An 18,738-nucleotide genomic window follows, 5' to 3' on the forward strand; every position below is an offset into this window, starting at 1 on the left:
GCCTTGGGGGCTTACCGGCCTTGGCGGTTTACCGCGCCTTGGCCAGGGCCTCGAGGAAGCGTCCGGAGTCCGACACCCAGCCGAAGATGCCGCCCTGCGCCTTGACCATCGCGAGGGCCGCCTTCTGGAACTCGGGGAAGTACGAGGCGACGCAGTCCTCGAGCACGAGGCAGTCGTAGCCGCGGTCGTTGGCCTCGCGCACCGTGGTGTTGACGCAGACCTCCGTGGTCACCCCGCAGACCACGAGCTGCCTGATGCCGCGGTTCTTCAGGATGCCGTCGAGGTCGGTCGCGAAGAAGGCGCCCTTGCCGGGCTTGTCCACGACCGGCTCGCCCGGCTCGGGATAGAGCTCCTTGACGATGTCGTGGCCTTCCTCGCCGCGGACGAGGATGCGCCCCATCGGCCCGGGATCGCCGATGCCGGCCGTGAGACGGCCGCGCGCTTTCTTGGCCGGCGGGCAGTCGCTCAGGTCGGGCCGGTGACCTTCGCGCGTGTGGATGACCATGAGCCCGCGGGCGCGGGCGGCCTTGAGGACGCGCTCGGCCGGCGGCACCGCGCGCCGGAGGAGGGACACGTCGTTGCCCAGCGCCTCGCCGAAGCCGCCCGGGTCCACGAAGTCGCGCTGGAAGTCGATCATGACGAGCGCGGTCGTCTTGGGATCGAACTCGAACTCATAGGGTTCCGCGTTGACGGCTGCCATGGCAATATCCCTCCCGGAGGCTTGGGGTTGCCTCACTGCGTGACGGTGTCCCCGTCGGCAGCGGCAGGATAGACTAGGACGATTCGCGCGGCAAGCGCGTACTGGCACTCTGGCGAACAGACAAGGAGGCGGGCCGTGGATCTTCTCACTCGACGTCATGTCCTGATCGGCGGGGTGGTCGCCCTCGGCGCTCTCGCGCGTGCACAAATCGTAGGCGCTCAGGCGGCGCCAACCACGGCAGGCCCCGCCGACCCGAAGCTGGTCGAGGATCTCGTCGCCGCCAACCGCATCCTGGTCGACCAGGGTGTGGTGGACGGGTACGGCCATGTGAGCGTGCGGCACGACAGGGCGGCCGATCGCTTCCTGATCTCCCGCTCGACCGCGCCGGAGCTCGTGACGGCCGCCGATATCATGGAGTACGACCTCGACAGCGTGCCGGTGGATCCGCGCGGCCGGGCAACCTTCCTCGAGATCTTCATCCACGGCGAGATCTACCGTGCCCGTCCCGATGTGCGCGCCGTCGTCCACAACCACTCGCCGTCCGTCATTCCCTTCGGCGTGACGGGGCAGCCGCTGCGCCCGCTCTATCACATGAGCGCCTTCCTCGGTGGCGGGGTGCCGATCTTTGACATCCGCCAGGCCAGCGGCGGCGCGACGGACATGCTGGTCCGCAACGCCGCGCTCGGCCAGGCCCTCGCCCGAACGCTCGGGGCCCGGCCGGTCGCGCTCATGCGCGGCCACGGGGCCGTGGTCGTCGCGGAAGCCCTGCCGGAGGCGGTCTTCCGTAGCGTGTACACCGAGGTCAACGCGCGACTGCAGGGCCAGGCGATGGCGCTGGGCGGGACCGTCACGTACCTCGATCCCGAGGAAGCACGCAAGGCGGAAGTGTCGGTTCGCGGGACGATAGGCCGGCCGTGGGAGCTGTGGAAGCGCAAGGCCCTCGCCGCCGGCTCCAAATAGCCGATCGCGACGCTGCGGCCCGCGTTACTTCACGCGGTAGACGACCAGCCGGTTGTTTCCTGACTCCGGCGCCCACACTTCACCCGGGCGGCCGAGGATCTGGCGCACGTTGGCGCCGCTCCGGTCGCTCGGGAAGACCTCGAACTTCTCCGTCGCGGGATCGAAGCGGACCATGGCGTTGGCGCCCCAGTCGCTCAGCCACACCATGTCCCGGTCGTCCACGTAGACGGCGTAGGTGCGGGGCTTGTCCCCGGGGAGCCTCCACGTCTTCCAGGCGCCGGTGCGCGGGTCGTACCGGCTCACGTTGCCGCTGTTCCACTCGCTGACCCAGATCACGCCCTTCGAGTCGGACCACACGCGCCGCGCGCCCTGGTTCTTCGTCGGCGGCTCGAGGACGGTGGCGGCCCCCGTCTCGGGGTCGAGGCGCGCGATGTAGCTGCCCGCGAGCGAGGCGTAATAGACGACGCCGTCGGGCGTCGCCGCGATGCCGTAGGGCCCGTAGCCGCGCGGCGCGTCCCAGACCTGCATGGCGCCGGTCTTGGGATCGAGCCGGCCGTAGATCCCGTTCTGGCCGGTGAACCAGATGCGGCCGCGGTTGTCGAAGGCGGCCGTGTTGAGGTTGACGTAGCCGCGGGCCGCAGGGAGTGACCAGCTCTTGACCTCGCGGGTCTTGGGATCCACGCGCACGATGGCGTTGTGGCCGCCCTCGGTCACCCACGGGGCGCCGTCCGGCCCGACGACCACGCCGTGCGGGGCCGCGCCCGCGCCGAGCGAGATCAGCTCGACCTTGCCCGTCGCGGGGTCGAGGCGGCCGAGCTTGCCATCGCGCTGGGCCGTGTACCACACGATGCCGTCACTTCCGACGGCGACGTCGTGCGGGACCCCGCCGCCCGATGGCAGGGCATAGGTTTGTACGGCGACTTGCGCCCGCGCATGGGCCGGCGCGCAGGCAAGGACGACGAGGAACGCGAACAGTACGCGGAGCATGGTCACCTCCCCTTGCTGGTCTGGCACGGATGCCAGTATAAGCCCCGTCCTGTGGGCATTGAATCAGTGAGTGCGCACACCCTGTGCCGGCGCGTCTTCGGGTTTATTAGAGGAGAGGCAAAACCTGCTCGCCCAGGAGTCGGATGGTTCGGAGGACCTGGGCCTGCGCCATGCCGGGCCACTGGACGCGGACGATGATGGCCGTGACGCCGAGCGTGTCGCGATAGCGGGCGATCTCCTCTCTGACGCGGGCGGGATCGCCCAGCAGGAAGCGGTCGCGCGCGAGCGCCTCGAAGTCCGACGCGAAGCTCTCGCCGGCCGGAAGCGCCTTGTCCTGCTCCCACTGCCGGTAGGCCTCGTACTTGGGCCCGATGAAGGACCGCGCCTCGGCGACGGCCGTCGCCGTGTCCGGGGCGACATAGCATTCCTTGATGAGCGGGATCTCCGTTGCCGGCGGTTTGCCGAGCGCCTTCCGGGTCTTGTTGAACAGGACCAGCTGGCGCTGGAGCGTCGGCAGGGTCGTGTGCGGGTTCATGAGCCACGCATCTCCGAGGCGCGCTGCTCGCCGGACTCCGCCGTCGGCATTGGCCGCCATCCAGATCGGCGGGCGCGGCCGCTGGAGTGGCGGCATGGAGATGCGGACGTCCTTGAGGTTGAAGTGTCGGCCTGAATAACTCACGGGCTCGCCCGTCCAGAGCCGCTCGATGATCTCGAGCCCCTCGACGAGGCGGCCGAGCCTCCCCATCGGGTCCTGGCCCATGGCCTGGTTCTCGACGTCGCGGTAGCCGAGCCCGACGCCGAAGATGAAGCGCCCGCCGCAGATGACGTCGAGCGTGGCGATCTGCTCGGCGATCTCGACGGGATGGTGCAGGGGGAGGAGCAGGACTCCGGTGCCGAGCGACATCGTTCCGGATTCGGCCGCGACCCTCGCGAGGACAGGAATCGGCTGGAAGTAGGTGAACGGGGCGGAGAGGTAATGCTGGCTGGCCCACACGGAATCGAAGCCGACGGCCGACGCCAACCGCACCTGCTCGAGGTGCTCCTGGAAGCGGCCGGACTGCGAGTCATCCGGCGAGTGCTGGACTGACAGCCCGAGGCCGAACTTCATTTTTCCCCGTTGATCCGCAGTGACCGGGCCGAGAAACGCATCCGCCGGGGGTCATGCCCCCGGCGGATGGACGGACGATGAGTCAGGCGCGGCTACTTGTCGCCTTCCATCTCACACATGTCGAGGGCGGTGATGTAGACGCCGCCGTGCGCCTGGCACATCTGCGTGGCGCTCTTCGCGTTCGGCGTGCCCGGGTTGCACGTGTTGCCCGAGTACGTGCCGCCGCTGGCCTGGCACATCCTTGCCGACTTGAGCCGCATCGTGCTGGAACACGCCGCGAGCGGGAGCGCCAGCAGGGCCACCATGGCCGTGGTCATGAGCATTTTCCTGGAACCCATCGTTATTGCCTCCTGTGGTTGACGAACTTCCCACTACCCTGGTCCGAGACCCCCATGGCCCCGCCCCATCGGGCGCCCCGGCGACCTGTCCTGCCCCCGGCGGTTATCCCAGCCGCGTATCTTAGCCCATGTGGGCGAGATACGGTAGCTGTCTAGGGGTCCCTGGCCCGGGGTCCCGCCGTCCGGCCCGGGACGAGCCCGCCATCCGGCGCCCCAGCCTTCGGGCTCGTTCATCCGCGCCCTACTGCACCCCGCAGGTGGACTTGATCTCGGCGATCCTCGCGTCGATCTTCCGGTTGAACTCGCCGCTCTCCACCTGGGCCTTCGTCCCTTCAGTCCCGGAATTGTTACGGATGAGCGACGGAGAACTGCCCGGCCGCCGCTCGACCTTTCGGATTATAGTCAAAGTCCGTCATGGGCGAAATACTTCCCGTACTTTACCTGGCCAGGCACGGCGAGACCGCCTGGACCCTCTCGGGCCAGCACACGGGCTTGACCGATCTGCCTCTGACCGAGCGCGGCGAGCAGGACGCGTGCCGGGTCGGGGAGCGGCTTCGGGGCCTGACATTCGCCCGTGTGCTCACGAGCCCCCTGCAGCGCGCGGCCCGAACGTGCGAGCTGGCGGGATTCGGCTCCGCGGCCGAAATCGAAGGAGACCTCGTCGAATGGAACTACGGCCAATACGAAGGGCGTACCAGCGTCGAGATCCACGCGGAGCGCCCCGATTGGGACCTGTTCCGCGACGGCTGCCCGGGAGGGGAGACGCCTGAGCAAATCGGCGCCCGGGCGGACAGAGTGGTGAGCCGTGTGCGCGCGGTGCAGGGCGACGTCCTGCTCTTTTCGAGCGGGCATATCCTGCGAGTGCTCGCCGCCCGCTGGCTCGGCCTCGAGCCCGGCGCCGCCAGATACTTCCTGCTGAGGACTTCGAGCCTGAGCGAGCTGGGCTATGAGCACAACCGGTCCCAGCCGGTGATCCGACTGTGGGATGATGCTGGCTACGCGGGCATATGACCCCGAGAAAGGCGGCACGATGAAAGCGACGCAGCTACTCCACGATCTGGGCCAGAGCCTCTGGCTCGACAACATCACGCGCGATATCCTCGACAACGGCACGCTCAAGCGTTACATCGACGAGCTCTCCGTCAGCGGGCTCACCTCCAACCCGACGATCTTCGACAACGCCATCGAGAACAGCGCAGCCTACGACGCCGCCATCCGCACGAAGATGAAGGACGGCAAGTCGGGCGAGGCGCTGTTCTTCGAGCTGGCGCTGGAGGATTTGACGCGCGCCGCCGACCTCTTCCGGCCGATCTGGGACAGGACGGCCGGTGTGGACGGCTGGGTGTCGTTGGAGGTGTCGCCGCTACTGGCCTACGACACGGCCAGCACCCTCGCCGCCGCCAAGAGCCTGCACGCCCGGGCGGGGCGGCCCAACCTGCTCATCAAGATCCCCGGCACGAAGGAAGGCCTGCCCGCCATCGAGGAGGCGATCTTCGCCGGCGTGCCGGTCAACGTGACGCTCCTCTTCTCCCGCGAGCAGTACGTGGCCGCCGCCGAGGCCTTCATGCGCGGCATCGAGCGACGCATCGCCGCCGGGCTCAAGGCCGACATCGGTTCGGTCGGTTCGGTGTTCGTCAGCCGCTGGGACGCCGCGGTGGCGGCCAAGGTGCCGGAGGCGCTCAAGAACCAGCTAGGCATCGCCATCGCGAAGCGCACCTACAAGGCCGCTCGTGCCCACCTCGGCTCGCCGCGCTGGCAGCGCGCCTACAATGCCGGCGCCCGTCCGCAGCGCCCGCTCTGGGCCAGCACGGGCACAAAAGATCCCAAGGCGTCCGATGTGCTCTACGTCAAGGCGCTCGCCGCGCCCTTCACCGTGAACACGATGCCCGAAGGCACCCTCAAGGCTCTCGCCGACCACGGCCAGCTCGGTGAGATCCTCCCGGCGGACGGCGGCGACTGCGAGGAGGTGCTGGCGCAGTTCGCCAAGGCCGGCGTCGACGTCGATGCGCTGGCCGCGCAGCTCCAGGACGAAGGCGCGAAGTCGTTCGTCAAGTCCTGGCACCAGCTCATGGAGGTGATCGCTTCCAAGAGCGCCGACCTCGCCAAGGCCGGCTAGGCATTAGGGAAGGGGGTCGCCATGAACGTGCTGGTCGTCGACATAGGCGGGAGCCACGTCAAGATCCTCGCCACCGGACACGACGAGCCGCGAAAGTTTGTCTCCGGGCCGACACTGACGGCCGAAAAAATGGTCTCCGGGGTCAAGAAGCTCGCCCGGGGATGGACCTACGACGCGGTGGCGATCGGCTACCCGGGACTGGTTCTCCGGGGCCGGCCTGTCGTGGAGCCGCACAACCTCGCCAAGGGCTGGGTCGGGTTCGACTATCGAGCCGCAATCAGGCGCCCGGTCAAGGTCCTCAACGATGCGGCCATGCAGGCGCTGGGGAGCTACAAGGGCGGGGCGATGCTCTTCCTGGGTCTCGGAACCGGCCTCGGTTCCGCCCTCGTCGTAGACGGCGTCGTCGAGCCGATGGAGCTGGGCCACCTTACGTACAAGAAGAGCACGTACGAGGACTACGTGGGGCTGCGCGGATTGGAGAAGCGCGGGAAGAAGAAATGGCGGAAACATGTCGCGGACGTGGTGGAGGGGCTGGTCGCCGCGCTCGAGCCCGACGACGTGGTGCTTGGCGGGGGCAACGTCAAGCTGCTGAAAGAGCTGCCTCCGGGCTGCCGAATGGGCAGTAACGCCAACGCGTTCCTGGGAGGGTTTCGGCTGTGGGAGGAAGGGGGCGACCGGAAGGCCTCCGGCAAGAAGGGCACGCCGCCCGGCGAGCACGACGAAAAGAAAGGCCCGGGGGCATGACTACGGGCAGCGCCACACTGACAGCGCGCGCGGCATGGAAGGCGCTCCAGGCTCATCACCAGAAGATAGGCGACCTGCACCTGCGGACGCTCTTCGCTGACGACCCCACGCGCGGCGAGCGTATGACGGCCGAGGCGGCGGGCGTCTACCTCGACTACTCGAAGAATCGGATCACCGACGAGACCCTCGGGCTCCTCCTTCAGCTGGCGCAAGAGTCCGGCCTCCGGGCGGGGATCGACGCGATGTTTCGGGGCGAGAAGATCAACCTCACGGAGAAGCGGGCCGTCCTGCACGTGGCCCTGCGCGCGCCCCGAGGGGCATCGATCGTCGTGGACGGCCTGAACGTGGTGCCCCAGGTCCACGCCGTGCTCGACAAGATGGCCGATTTCTCCAATCGTGTGCGGAGCGGCGCGTGGAAGGGTCACACGGGCAGACGCATCACAAACGTCATCAACATCGGCATCGGGGGCTCCGATCTCGGTCCTGTGATGGCGTACGAGGCGCTCAGGCACTACAGCGACCGCGCCATGGTGTTTCGCTTCGTGTCCAACGTCGACGGCACGGATTTCGTCGAGGCGACGCGCGACCTGGACCCGGCGGAGACGCTCTTCATCGTCTCCTCGAAGACCTTCACGACGCTCGAGACGATGACCAACGCGCAGAGCGCGCGCGAATGGTCGCTGAACGGCCTCGGCGGCGACTTCAAGGCCGTGGCCAAGCACTTCGTTGCCGTCTCCACGAACGCCGCGGAGGTCGCGAAGTTCGGCATCGACACGGCCAACATGTTCGAGTTCTGGGACTGGGTCGGCGGGCGCTACTCCATGGACTCGGCGATCGGCCTCTCGACGATGCTCGCCGTCGGTCCCGAGAATTTCCGCGCCATGCTGGACGGATTCCGCCAGATGGACGAGCACTTCCGAACCGCGCCGTTCGAGCGAAATTTGCCCGTGCTCATGGGCGTCTTGTCCATCTGGTACAACGATTTCTTCGGCGCGCAGACCGTCGCCGTCCTGCCGTACGAGCAGTACCTGAAGCGCTTCCCGGCCTATCTCCAGCAGTTGACGATGGAGTCGAACGGCAAGCACGTGACGCTCGACGGGGCGCGGGTCGCCTGGGATACCAGCCCGATTTACTGGGGCGAGCCGGGGACCAACGGCCAGCATTCCTTCTACCAGCTGATCCACCAGGGCACCAGGCTCATCCCGTGCGACTTCATCGGCTTCACGCGGACTCTCAACCCGCTCGGCCGGCACCACGACATGCTCCTGGCGAACGTCTTCGCGCAGACCGAGGCGCTGGCCTTCGGCAAGACGCCCGCCGAGGTCAAGGCCGAGGGCACGCCGGACTGGCTCGTGCCGCACCGGGTCTTCGAGGGCAACCGCCCGTCGAACACGATTCTCCTCGAGCGGCTGACGCCAGAGGCGCTCGGCAAGCTCGTCGCGCTCTACGAGCACTCGGTCTTCACCCAGGGCGCCATCTGGAACATCGACTCCTTCGACCAGTGGGGCGTCGAGCTGGGCAAGGTGCTGGCCCAGCGCATCATCCTGGAACTCGAACGCGGGCTGGAACTCGAACGCGGGCCGGAGCTCGAGGGCAAGACAGAGCCCACGCTCGCCCATGACAGCTCGACGAACAACCTGATCCGCCGCTACAGGAAGGTCAAGCAAACCCCCTAGGAGGACGCGATGCAGCTCGGCATGATCGGACTCGGCCGCATGGGCGCGAACATGGTGCGGCGACTCATTAAGGGAGGTCACCAGTGCGTGGTCTTCGATCTCTCCACGAAGGCGGTGGAGGAGCTGGTGAAGGAGAAGGCTGTCGGAACCTCATCGTTCGCGGACTTCGTGAAGAAGCTGGACAAGCCGCGCGCGGTCTGGCTGATGGTTCCGGCGGCCGTGGTGGACAAGACCATCGCCGATCTCCTGCCGTCCCTCGAGCGCGGCGACATCCTGATCGACGGCGGCAATTCCTACTACATCGACGACATCCGTCGCGCGAAGGAGCTCGGGCCGAAGGGCATCCACTACGTGGACGTGGGGACCAGCGGCGGAGTCTGGGGCCTCGAGCGCGGGTACTGCATGATGATCGGGGGCGAGGCCGAGGTGGTCAAGCGCCTCGATCCGATCTTCGCCCGGCTCGCTCCCGGCGCGGGTGACATCGCGCGGACCCCGGGGCGCGAGAAGCTCGGCGGCACGGCCGAGCAAGGGTATCTCCACTGCGGGCCGAACGGCGCCGGCCACTTCGTCAAGATGGTCCACAACGGGATCGAGTACGGGATCATGGCCGCCTACGCCGAGGGCCTGGGCATCCTGCGCGCGGCGAACGTCGGCAAGCAGACCCATGCGGTCGACGCGGAGACGACGCCGCTGCGTGACCCCAATCACTACCAGTACGACCTCAACCTGCCCGACATCACCGAGGTGTGGCGGCGCGGCAGCGTGATCGCCTCGTGGCTCTTGGACCTGACGGCCTCCGCCTTGATCAAGGATCCGACCATGGCGAACTTCGCGGGACGGGTGTCGGACTCGGGCGAGGGGCGGTGGACGATCAAGGCCGCAATCGACGAAGCCGTGCCGGCCCACGTCCTGACGGCGGCGCTCTACGAGCGCTTCAGCTCACGCGGCGAGGCGGAGTTCGCTGACAGGCTCCTGTCCGCGATGCGCTACGAGTTCGGCGGACACATCGAGAAGCCGGCCGGCACGTGATGAGCGAGCCCCACTCCGACGCCCTGGTCTTTTTCGGCGCCACGGGCGACCTGGCCTACAAGAAGATCTTCCCGTCGCTTCAGGCGATGCTGAAGCGCGGTCACCTCAGCGTGCCGATCATCGGCGTGGCCAAGGCCGGCTGGAACCTCGACCAGCTCAAGGCCCGCGCCGGGGACAGTCTCGAGAAGCACGGGGGGCTCGATCCCGCGGCGTTCGACAAGCTGTGCGGCCTGCTGCGCTATGTCGACGGCGACTACAAGGACCCGACGACGTTCCAGGCCATCCGCAAGGGGCTCGGCGCCGCCCGGCGGCCGGCGCACTACCTCGCCATCCCACCCATGCTGTTCGAATTGGTCGTGGAGCAGCTCGGCAAGGCGGGCTGCACCAACGGCGCCCGCGTCATCGTCGAGAAGCCCTTCGGCAGCGACCTCGCCTCGGCGCAGGAGCTGAACCGGGTTCTGCTCGGAGCCTTCGACGAGACGTCGATCTTCCGGATCGACCACTACCTCGGGAAGCGGCCTGTGCACAACATGCTCTTCTTCCGCTTCGCGAACGCATTCCTCGAGCCGTTCTGGAACCGCAACCACGTCGAGAGCGTGCAGATCACCATGGCGGAAGACTTCGGGGTCCAGGGCCGGGGCGCCTTCTACGACGAGACCGGCACCATCCGCGACGTGGTGCAAAACCATCTCTTCCAGGTCCTGGTCAACCTGGCCATGGAGCCGCCCGTCAGAACGGACAGCGAATCCATCCGCGACGAGAAGGTCAAGGTGCTCAAGGCCATGCCGCCGCTCGACGCGAAGAACCTCGTCCGCGGGCAGTTCCGCGGCTACCGGAAAGAAGCGGGGGTGGCGCCGGACTCGAAGGTGGAGACCTTCGCGGCGCTGCGGCTGGACGTCGACTCCTGGCGCTGGAAGGGCGTTCCCTTCTACATTCGGGCGGGGAAGTGCCTGCCGGTGACGTGCACGGAGATCGTGGTTCGGCTGCGCCAGCCTCCTACGATGTACCAGGGCTTCGACCTGAAGCCGAATTACTGCCGGATGCGGATCAGTCCCGACATCACGATCGCCGTCGGGACGAACGTCATCGCGCCGGGGCAGGAGACGGTCAGCGCATGTTCAGAGATGCTCGCGAGCCGTCACCCCCGCGCGGACGAGATGGACGCGTACGAGCGCGTGCTCGGAGACGCGATGGCGGGGGACGCGACATTGTTCGCCCGCGAGGACTACGTGGAAGAGGCGTGGCGCATCGTCGATCCGGCGCTGAAGGCGGGTACCCCGGTCTCCGAATACGCGCCGGGCACCTGGGGGCCGCCCGAGGTCGACCAGAGCGTATCGCCCCCCGGCGGCTGGCAGAACCCCGCGGTGACGAGTTGAGATGGAGATCACGGTACTCGCTGACGCCGACGCCGTCGCGCGCGGGGCGGCGGCGATCATCGCCGCCGAGGCCCGGGCCGCCGTCGCCGCGCGCGGTCGGTTCATCGTGGCCGTCAGCGGCGGCCACACCCCGTGGCAGATGCTCCGCGCCCTGGCCGGCGAGGACGTGCCGTGGAAGGGCGTGCACGTGGCGCAGGCGGACGAGCGCGTGGCGCCCGCGGGAGATCCGGACCGGAACCTACGTCACCTGCGCGAGACCCTCCTCGAGCATGCCCCGCTGCCCCCAGAGCAGATCTATGCGATGCCGGTGGAGTCGCCTGATCTTCAGGCCGCGCCCGCGCAGTACGCGCGGATCCTTCAGGACATCGCCGGCTCGCCGCCGGTGCTCGACCTCGCCCACCTGGGCCTGGGGCCCGACGGCCACACCGCGTCCCTGGTGCCCTCGGATCCGGTCCTCGAGGTGATCGACGCGGACGTCGCGCTCACCGGCGGGGTCTACCAGGGCAGGCGCCGGATGACGCTGACGTATCCCATGCTGAACCGGTCCCGGCGAATCTTGTGGGTGGTGACCGGGAGCGAGAAGGTTGCTATGCTTGCGCGCCTGCGCGCCGGCGACCGCTCGATTCCGGCCGGCCGGGTGCGCCGGGACCAGGCGCTCGTGATCGCCGACCGCGCGGCGGCAGGACACTGACGGAACGGAGGAACGACGATGTCGGAGAAAGATTCGGGACCCGAGCTGGTACGCGACCTCCACCAGGGGAAATACAGCGACGGCCATCCGCTCGACGACGTGCACTACCTCGAATGCAAGATCATCCTGAAACCCGACCGCTTTACGTCTAGGCAGGGCTTCGTCGATTTCGCCAAGCTCGTGCGTCGCGCGGCGGAGAAAGCCGACGTCGATCTCTCCACCGACCACCTGGATGGCCAGAGGCCGCAGATCAAGGAAGTGGTCTTCCTGGACACCAAGGACTTCAGGCTCTACAATAACGCGTTCATCCTGCGGCGGCGCATCACCTATGAAGACGGGTTTGCGGTAGGCGATCCGGAGATCGTCTTCAAGTTCCGGCACCCGGACATGCAGAAGACCGCCGAGTTGGACGTGCGCCCGCAAATCCCCGGTGTCTACAAGATCAAGTTCAAGGCGGAGGCCCTGCCGCTCAAGGACGCGCTGGGTGGGATCCGCGTGCTGTTCTCTCACAATGCAGAGTTCGGCCTGAGCCAGATCAAGGCGGCCGACCGTGTGTCCATGGGGACCCTCGTCCACCTGTTCCCGTGCCTGGCGCCCTTGAAGATCTCCGCTACCGACTCGGTCGACCTCGTCAACCAGACGATCGTCGAGGAGGTCCTGCTGGAGCTTGGGAAGCTTGATTTCGGCAAAGGAGTCATCGCCAAGTGCGACGCGGCGCTGTGGCGGGCGAGGGGCGATCACGGGTCGCTCATCGGTGAGTTCTCGTTCCAGGCCAAGTTCGACAAGCGGGACGAGCTCCATCCCAAGGTGAAGCGTCGCTCCGAGGATTTCTTCGCCTCGCTCCAGAACATCGCGCGTGACTGGGTGTCGCTTGGAACGACCAAGACGGGGATCGTCTACCGTCTCAAGGGCAACCCGCCACAGAGCCATGAGTGACGGGAATCGTGAGTGACACGGGGGCGTCGAAGCGCACGGCGACGCTGGGCGAGATCTTTCTCGCCTTCCTGCTGATCGGGGCCACGAGCTTCGGCGGCGGCGTCGTCGCCTACCTGCGAAGCAGCCTCGTCGACAAGCACGGCTGGCTCGACGACAGGGAGTTCGTCGAGCTGCTGTCGATCAGCCAGACACTGCCCGGCCTGAACGCCACGAACATGGCGGTCCTCGTGGGAGACCGTCTGCGCGGCGCTTTGGGAGCCGCGGCCGCGATATGCGCCATCTGCCTGCCCGGCGCGCTGGTCATGATCGGAGCGGGCATACTGTACCGCCGGCACGGCGACAGGCCGGCCGGGACGGCCATGCTTCACGGCGTGGCGGCCGCGGCGGTCGGCCTGATCCTGGCGACGACGGTGCAGCTCGGCCGGAAGTCGCTCCACCATGTCGTCGACCTCGTCTTCGTCGCGCTCACGGTCATCGGTGTCAACGTGCTTCACCAGTCCGTCCCGCGGGTGCTCGTTGCCGTCGGAGTGATCGCGATTCTGTGGTACCGGCCCCGCGCGTTCGATCAGGGGCGCTCGGGCTCATGAGCCAGCTCCCGGCCCTCATCGGGGTGTTCGCCTATCTCTCGCTGCTGACCATGGGGGGCGGCATGGCCGCCTTCCCCGAGCTCAAGGTCCTCACGGTCGACGTCCACCGGTGGCTTACCTTTCCGCAGCTCATCCACCTGTACAGCGTCGGGCAGATGGCTCCCGGACCCAACATGATGATGGTGGCGTCGATCGGAGAATGGGTCGCGGGCTTGCCGGGCTCGGTGGCGGTCCTGCTCGCCTTCTTTCTGCCGACGGCGCTGCTCACGCTCGTCGTGGGACGCCTCTGGATCAGGCTCGAGACGTGGCCGTGGAGGGCGTCGATCCAGCTCGGACTTGCGCCCGTCTCCATCGGCCTCATCCTGGCCGGCTGCCTGACCATCGCCGAGGGGGCCGTGACCGGCTGGCTTGCCGTCGTCATCATGATCGCCGTGTTCGCGGTGCTGCTCCGCACCAGGATCAATCCGGCCCTTCTGGTCCTGGGCGGCGCGTTGATCAGCCTGTTCGCGTTCAGTGCCCGCTGAGCCGGGAGGTAGGAACATGCGCGTGGGAATCGCCACCGATCACGGCGGCTTCGGCCTGAAGGAGGAGATCGTCGCACGGCTCCGCGCGGCGGGGCACGAGGTCGTCGATTTCGGCGCCCATGGCTTGAATTCCGGCGACGACTATCCCGACTTCGTTATCCCGCTCGCCCGAGCCGTGACGGCGGGGACCGTGGAGCGCGGCGTGGCGATCTGCGGCAGCGGTGTCGGCGCGGCCGTCTGCGCCAACAAGGTTCCGGGTGTTCGTGCCGGCCTGATCCAGGACCACTTCTCGGCCCGGCAGGGTGTCGAGGACGATCACATGAACATCCTCTGCATGGGCGGGCGGGTCGTGGGGCTGGAGGTCGCCTGGGATCTCGTCCAGACGTTCCTCGCGGCCGAGTTCAGCCAGGCCGAGCGGCACCTGCGCCGCCTGGGCAAGGTGGCTGCCCTCGAAGCGAGACGAAGCGCGCAGTAGCTCCGCCGCCCTGCTTGGCGAGCTTGGCCGCCCGCTGAGCTTCACTCGCCGGCCAGCAGCGATCGTTTTGCCGCGGCGAACTCCTTCAGCTTCTCCGCGCCGACCTTCGGATACCTGAGATCGAGCGAGCCCAGTGTCCCGACGACGGCGGCGGCGACTACGAGACGGGTAAACCACTTGTTGTCGGCGGGCACAACGTACCAGGGCGCGTCCTTGGTGGCGGTGTGTCGGATCATGTCCTCGTAGGCCTGCATATAGTCGTCCCAGAACGCGCGTTCCTTGAGGTCGTTGGGCGAGAACTTCCAGTTCTTCTCGGGGTTCTCGAGGCGCTCGAGGAAGCGCTTCTTCTGCTCTTTCATCGACACGTGGAGGAAGAACTTTCGAATGACGACACCGTTGCGCGTCAGGTACCGCTCGAAACTTCGAATGTCCTTGTAGCGCTCCTTCCAGATGTCCTTGGTGACGAGCTCTGGCGGAATCTTTTGCTTCTCGAGAAACTCCGGGTGCACGCGCACCACGAGCGTCTCCTCGTAGTAGCTGCGATTGAAGATGCCGATGTGCCCGCGCTCGGGCAGGCTCTTCATGCAGCGCCAGAGGAAGTCGTGGTCGAGGTCTTCCGCGGACGGCGACTTGAAGGAGGTGACCTGGCAGCCCTGCGGGTTGACGCCGGACATGACGTGCTTGATGGTGCCGTCCTTCCCGGCCGCGTCCATGGCCTGAAAGATGAGCAGCACCGCCCAGGAATCCTGCGCGTAGAGCATGTCCTGGAGCTCGGCCAGCGCCTCGATGCCCATGACGAGCGCTTCCTTGGCGCGCGGCTTGTCCTCGGAGCCGAAATCGAGCGTGTCGCCAGGGTCGACGTCCTTCAGGCGGAAGCCCTCGCCGTCGGTGATCCGGAAGGGCTTCGCGAAGCTTCGGGATCTCTTGATGAGTGCCTTCATCTTCATGGGCGACCTCCTTCATCGCGGTCCGCTTCTTCGCGCCGACTGGGATGGCGGCGATACTGTGCCACGGCCACAGGAGGCCTGTCGACACACATCAAGGGCCAGGTGTCAGTACCTCTCGGTCACTCGCGAAAGGCCTTTCGTGGAAAGACGTAGGGGGTGTCGCGCAAGAGTGGCTGGCGATTCGGCTCCCGGCGGCGAAGCGCATAGAAGCGGACGGTTTCGGCGCTGAGGTCCACCTCGCATCGGACCAGGCGGTGGGGCCAGAGGGGATCCGCCTCGAAGGCGCGACCGAGCAGGCTCACGGTGCCGGTTTCCGAGGTGCGTCGGATAAAGATCACGACCCCTTCGGGCCGAGCCTGCAAGTCCGGTTGCCACGAGGCCGGGAACGGACGTCGCGGGGGAGCGCCTTCGACGCGTGCGCCGGCCCGCTGGCGGTAGGCGCTGACATAGCGGCGGGGGCGTTCCTGGAGGGCGGCGAGCGAATCGTGGTAGAAGCGCGCCCAGACCTTGGCTTGCTAGCGGCCGTTGAGGTTTTCGATGGCGGCCTTGAATCCGCTCTCCTGAGGAGGCGCGAAGACCGGAATGACGACGAGCGCATAGGAAATGCAACGCAGGATCTGATCTCCCTGGCCAATCCTCGGGGGAGCCGGCTGTGGGCAGCGTGAGGGGCCGCGCGAGGAGCGCGACGGGGGAGGGGGGCTCGAGCGATGGCGTGAGGCCCGCGTGATCCTCCTGGGCTGCTGGGCGAGGGCAGGGCGTGGGCAGGGAGCGGGCAGAGGGGTGCAGCGGGGCAGCGCCGAAGGCGGGAGCGGGGCCGCGGCGAGGAAAGGCAGGGGACGCCGCCAGTGACGTGAGGGCAGCGGGCGCGGGTGGGGCGGGGCCTGGCGGCTCGAGGGCGCGGGCGCGGGGGGCGAGGAGGGGCCTGCCCGGCGAGGGGATCCTGCACGGGGGCGATGACGCGCAGCCGGCGGCCACCGCGGGGACAGGGGAGGACATCGACGGCGCACACGCGGCGCAGCAGCGTGGCCCACCTGCCCGCGCCCGGGGGGCCGGCGCCGCGGGGGCGGGCATCGCCCGCATGCGCCGTCAGGGCGGGCGCCGGGGGTCCGTCGCGGACGACCCGCGAGCGCCAGCGAGCAGGGGGGGCGCGCGCGCCGTGATCCACCACCGCGAGGATCGCGGGGCAGGGGATGATGGCCGCGAGCTTTGCCCTGCACTCGATGGGCTCGAACAGCAGATGGGAGGGGCCATCGCGCCACACCGTCTTGAGCTCGACCAGGACGCGTCCGTCGGCGCGGAGGCGCACGTGATCCTGGGCGAGCAATCGCTACGACGAAATCAGGGCAGCACCCGGTTGAACGCCTTGCAGTTGCGCGGCCGGTAGACCTGGAAGTCCCCGCGATCGATGGTCATGACATCGAGCGTGTTGACGAGCTCAGCCAGCCACACGAGCGTCGCTCCGCGAGATCCATCTCACGATCCGAGCACGTCCAGTGTCTGCAGAATGTCCCGGGCGACGGCCTCCTTGACGCCGCCACTGCCGCCGGAGCAGGATGGCGCGGATGGCCCCCGATTTGGAGCATGAGCGCTGGTTGTGGCGGTTGCGGTTTCCAACGGACGTGGAGCGCGCGTTCCAGCATGACTACTTCCACAAATCCATCACGTTCTTCCGAATCGGGCATCTCGTGGCTCTCTTGCTCGTCGTATTGCTCTTCGTCCAGGGTCTCTTGCAGGGTCTTTCGCCCGCAGTGCTCGCCGGCCCCATCTTCCCCGCCATCGCCGGGTTGACCGGCCTTCTCCTTTTTTCATTTCACCGAAGCTTTGAATCCGTGTGGCAGCCGGCCGCGACCTGTGCCGGCTCCGCGCTCAACCTCTACCTCATCTACGCGCTGGTATCCCTGGGCGCTCGATCCCTCCCCACGGCAGATCCGAAGTTCAATTTCTTGTATGTGGTGCTCCGAGAGTGCTTCCTCCTGGTGGCCACGTTCGTGGTTCCGCGCCTCACGTTCCGGTGGATGATGGTGGCGTTCGCCGCGCAGCTTGCGGGCGCCACCGTCATCCTGGCGTCCACGACATCCGCGCCCATTGCACGCATCGCCCAGGCTCAGGGAATATTCGCGCTTCCGATTGCGATCCTCCTCCTCCTGAGCGGCTACACCCTGGAAAGGTACCGGCGCAGCGACTATCTCGCCAATCGCTTGCTGGACGCGGAGCGTGAGAGATCAGAGAGTCTCCTCCTCAACATTCTGCCGGCGTCGGTGGCGGCGCGGCTGAAGGCGAACCCGGAAGCGATCGCGGACAGCTACGGCGAAGTCACCGTGCTGTTCGCGGACATCGTCGACTTCACGCCTCTCTCCGCCCGCCTTGCCGCGCCGGAGCTTGTCCGGTTACTGAACCAGATCTTCTCGGCCTTCGATTCGCTGGCCGACAAGCACGGGCTGGAGAAGATCAAGACCATCGGCGATGCCTACATGGTGGTCGGCGGCCTGCCCGACCCGCATCCCGCCCACGCCGTGGCGGTCGCCGACATGGCGCTCGACATGCAGCAGGAGATCGCGCGATTCGTCCGGGGATCGAGCGAGCCGCCCCGGCTCCGCATTGGAATCGACACCGGCTCGGTGGTCGCCGGCGTGATCGGAACGAGGAAGTTCGCCTATGACCTCTGGGGCGATACGGTCAACATGGCCAGCCGGATGGAATCGCACGGCAGCCCAGGGATGATCCAGGTGACTGAACGGGTCTTTCGATGCCTTCGTGACCGTTTCGACTTCGGGGCTCCACAACAGCTACAGATCAAGGGTCGCGGCGTGATGACCACCTACCAGCTCGTCGGACGCAAGCCACTGCCAGCAGCATGAGGCGGGGTCACGGCCATCCGTGTCGACCTGTGGGAATCCGCCGCCCGCGGTCAACGCGGCGCCCAGAGGGCGTGGAGAGCGGGCGGATAGCGACGAGGTTATCAGGACAGCACCAGGTTGAACGCCTTGCCGCTGCGCGGCCGATAGACCTGGAAGTCCCTGCGATCGATGGTCATGACATCGAGCGTGTTGACGAGTTCAGCCAGCCACACGAGCGTCGCATCCGCGAAGTCTATCTCGCGATCTGCATACCGGGCAATGATCGTCACGATCTCGTCGAGGTCGACCTTCCCGGCCTCACCTCGCCGATGCTCGCCCGCTTCGACTGGACCCGCCTGCCGCGCCCGGTGATCCCGCTCGATGACGGGGTGGCGTGGCATTCGCCTTAGCTAAACGACTTAGTCTTTTCTTGGTGCACCGTTCACATAAGGTTTCAGCGCCGCATAGATAAAGCTGTTCACGGGCGTGGGGATAGCGTGGCGCCGGCCAAGCTCGACCACCTTGCCGGCAAACCAGGGTAGCTCGATCCGGTTGCCGCGGAGCAGATCGTTGCCCATCGAGGTGGTGTGGTGGGGCGGCATCGAGCGCATCATCGCGAGCGTCTTGTCGACGCTGTCCGGCGGCAGCTTGACGCCCTCGGCGAGGCCGACGGCGACGGTTTCGCGCAAGGCCGCCTCGTAGAGGGT

General features: G+C 67.3%; 22 protein-coding genes. 13 read left to right on the forward strand and 9 right to left on the reverse strand.

Features of this window, described 5'->3' with window-relative positions; translation table 11 throughout:
• Positions 1-28: 28 nt before the first annotated feature.
• Positions 29-700: a cysteine hydrolase gene (locus VGV06_16345; GenBank protein HEV2056712.1), complete on the reverse strand. Its 672-nt coding sequence runs from the start codon at positions 698-700 to the stop codon at positions 29-31.
• 135 nt (positions 701-835) lie between these two features.
• On the opposite strand from VGV06_16345, the gene VGV06_16350 reads away from it, so the two are divergent.
• Entirely contained in the window at positions 836-1,660 is an 825-nt protein-coding gene (locus tag VGV06_16350; protein ID HEV2056713.1) for a class II aldolase/adducin family protein, read from the forward strand.
• Positions 1,661-1,684: 24 nt separating this feature from the next.
• Here the strand turns inward: VGV06_16350 and VGV06_16355 are convergent, their stop codons facing one another.
• From VGV06_16355 to VGV06_16370, 4 genes are all read right to left on the reverse strand, one after another.
• Positions 1,685-2,647, reverse strand: a complete 963-nt coding sequence (locus VGV06_16355; protein HEV2056714.1) for a lyase — start codon at positions 2,645-2,647, stop codon at positions 1,685-1,687.
• Between the two features lie 106 nt (positions 2,648-2,753).
• Positions 2,754-3,755, reverse strand: a complete 1,002-nt coding sequence (locus tag VGV06_16360; GenBank protein ID HEV2056715.1) for an LLM class flavin-dependent oxidoreductase — start codon at positions 3,753-3,755, stop codon at positions 2,754-2,756.
• Between the two features lie 92 nt (positions 3,756-3,847).
• A complete protein-coding gene (locus VGV06_16365; protein HEV2056716.1) occupies positions 3,848-4,093 on the reverse strand; it encodes a hypothetical protein in 246 nt (81 codons plus the stop codon).
• Between the two features lie 241 nt (positions 4,094-4,334).
• Positions 4,335-4,499, reverse strand: a complete 165-nt coding sequence (locus VGV06_16370; GenBank protein HEV2056717.1) for a hypothetical protein — start codon at positions 4,497-4,499, stop codon at positions 4,335-4,337.
• 8 nt (positions 4,500-4,507) lie between these two features.
• On the opposite strand from VGV06_16370, the gene VGV06_16375 reads away from it, so the two are divergent.
• Genes VGV06_16375 through VGV06_16425 form a run of 11 tightly spaced genes read left to right on the forward strand, consistent with a single transcriptional unit; the run spans position 4,508 to position 14,247 of the window.
• Positions 4,508-5,104, forward strand: a complete 597-nt coding sequence (locus VGV06_16375) for a histidine phosphatase family protein (GenBank protein HEV2056718.1) — start codon at positions 4,508-4,510, stop codon at positions 5,102-5,104.
• 19 nt (positions 5,105-5,123) lie between these two features.
• The gene (tal, locus tag VGV06_16380; protein ID HEV2056719.1) at positions 5,124-6,209 is read left to right on the forward strand and encodes a transaldolase; all 1,086 of its coding nucleotides are present in this window, start codon (positions 5,124-5,126) and stop codon (positions 6,207-6,209) included.
• A gap of 21 nt (positions 6,210-6,230) precedes the next feature.
• The gene (locus tag VGV06_16385; GenBank protein ID HEV2056720.1) at positions 6,231-6,953 is read left to right on the forward strand and encodes an ROK family protein; all 723 of its coding nucleotides are present in this window, start codon (positions 6,231-6,233) and stop codon (positions 6,951-6,953) included.
• Positions 6,950-8,629, forward strand: a complete 1,680-nt coding sequence (gene pgi, locus VGV06_16390; protein ID HEV2056721.1) for a glucose-6-phosphate isomerase — start codon at positions 6,950-6,952, stop codon at positions 8,627-8,629. The genes VGV06_16385 and pgi overlap by 4 nt, the downstream gene beginning before the upstream one ends.
• A gap of 9 nt (positions 8,630-8,638) precedes the next feature.
• The gene (gene gnd / locus VGV06_16395; GenBank protein ID HEV2056722.1) at positions 8,639-9,658 is read left to right on the forward strand and encodes a decarboxylating 6-phosphogluconate dehydrogenase; all 1,020 of its coding nucleotides are present in this window, start codon (positions 8,639-8,641) and stop codon (positions 9,656-9,658) included.
• Positions 9,658-11,034 carry a glucose-6-phosphate dehydrogenase gene (zwf, locus tag VGV06_16400; protein HEV2056723.1) on the forward strand — a complete coding sequence of 459 codons (1,377 nt, stop codon included), beginning with the start codon at positions 9,658-9,660 and terminating at the stop codon, positions 11,032-11,034. The genes gnd and zwf overlap by 1 nt, the downstream gene beginning before the upstream one ends.
• Position 11,035: 1 nt before the next feature.
• On the forward strand, positions 11,036-11,725 hold the full coding sequence (gene pgl, locus VGV06_16405; protein HEV2056724.1) for a 6-phosphogluconolactonase: 690 nt from the start codon (positions 11,036-11,038) through the stop codon (positions 11,723-11,725).
• Between the two features lie 18 nt (positions 11,726-11,743).
• On the forward strand, positions 11,744-12,661 hold the full coding sequence (locus VGV06_16410; protein ID HEV2056725.1) for a hypothetical protein: 918 nt from the start codon (positions 11,744-11,746) through the stop codon (positions 12,659-12,661).
• Positions 12,662-12,669: 8 nt separating this feature from the next.
• A complete protein-coding gene (locus VGV06_16415; GenBank protein ID HEV2056726.1) occupies positions 12,670-13,248 on the forward strand; it encodes a chromate transporter in 579 nt (192 codons plus the stop codon).
• Positions 13,245-13,772, forward strand: coding sequence for a chromate transporter (locus VGV06_16420; protein ID HEV2056727.1), 528 nt, complete (start codon positions 13,245-13,247; stop codon positions 13,770-13,772). The genes VGV06_16415 and VGV06_16420 overlap by 4 nt, the downstream gene beginning before the upstream one ends.
• 16 nt (positions 13,773-13,788) lie before the next feature.
• Entirely contained in the window at positions 13,789-14,247 is a 459-nt protein-coding gene (locus VGV06_16425) for an RpiB/LacA/LacB family sugar-phosphate isomerase (protein HEV2056728.1), read from the forward strand.
• Positions 14,248-14,288: 41 nt separating this feature from the next.
• Here VGV06_16425 and VGV06_16430 read toward each other — a convergent pair whose 3' ends face one another.
• Together VGV06_16430 and VGV06_16435 are read right to left on the reverse strand one after the other, a co-directional pair.
• The gene (locus tag VGV06_16430) at positions 14,289-15,188 is read right to left on the reverse strand and encodes a polyphosphate kinase 2 family protein (GenBank protein ID HEV2056729.1); all 900 of its coding nucleotides are present in this window, start codon (positions 15,186-15,188) and stop codon (positions 14,289-14,291) included.
• Positions 15,189-15,313: 125 nt separating this feature from the next.
• Positions 15,314-15,532: a hypothetical protein gene (locus tag VGV06_16435; GenBank protein ID HEV2056730.1), complete on the reverse strand. Its 219-nt coding sequence runs from the start codon at positions 15,530-15,532 to the stop codon at positions 15,314-15,316.
• Positions 15,533-16,756: 1,224 nt separating this feature from the next.
• Here VGV06_16435 and VGV06_16440 point away from each other — a divergent pair.
• Entirely contained in the window at positions 16,757-18,052 is a 1,296-nt protein-coding gene (locus VGV06_16440; protein HEV2056731.1) for an adenylate/guanylate cyclase domain-containing protein, read from the forward strand.
• Positions 18,053-18,153: 101 nt separating this feature from the next.
• On the opposite strand, the gene VGV06_16445 is transcribed toward VGV06_16440, so the two are convergent.
• Positions 18,154-18,432, reverse strand: a complete 279-nt coding sequence (locus tag VGV06_16445; GenBank protein HEV2056732.1) for a hypothetical protein — start codon at positions 18,430-18,432, stop codon at positions 18,154-18,156.
• A gap of 18 nt (positions 18,433-18,450) precedes the next feature.
• The coding region (locus VGV06_16450) for a ketopantoate reductase C-terminal domain-containing protein (protein ID HEV2056733.1) at positions 18,451-18,738 on the reverse strand (288 nt) is incomplete at its 5' end.

It is taken from the genome of Candidatus Methylomirabilota bacterium (assembly GCA_035936835.1).
In the GTDB taxonomy this organism is placed as follows: domain Bacteria; phylum Methylomirabilota; class Methylomirabilia; order Rokubacteriales; family CSP1-6; genus AR37.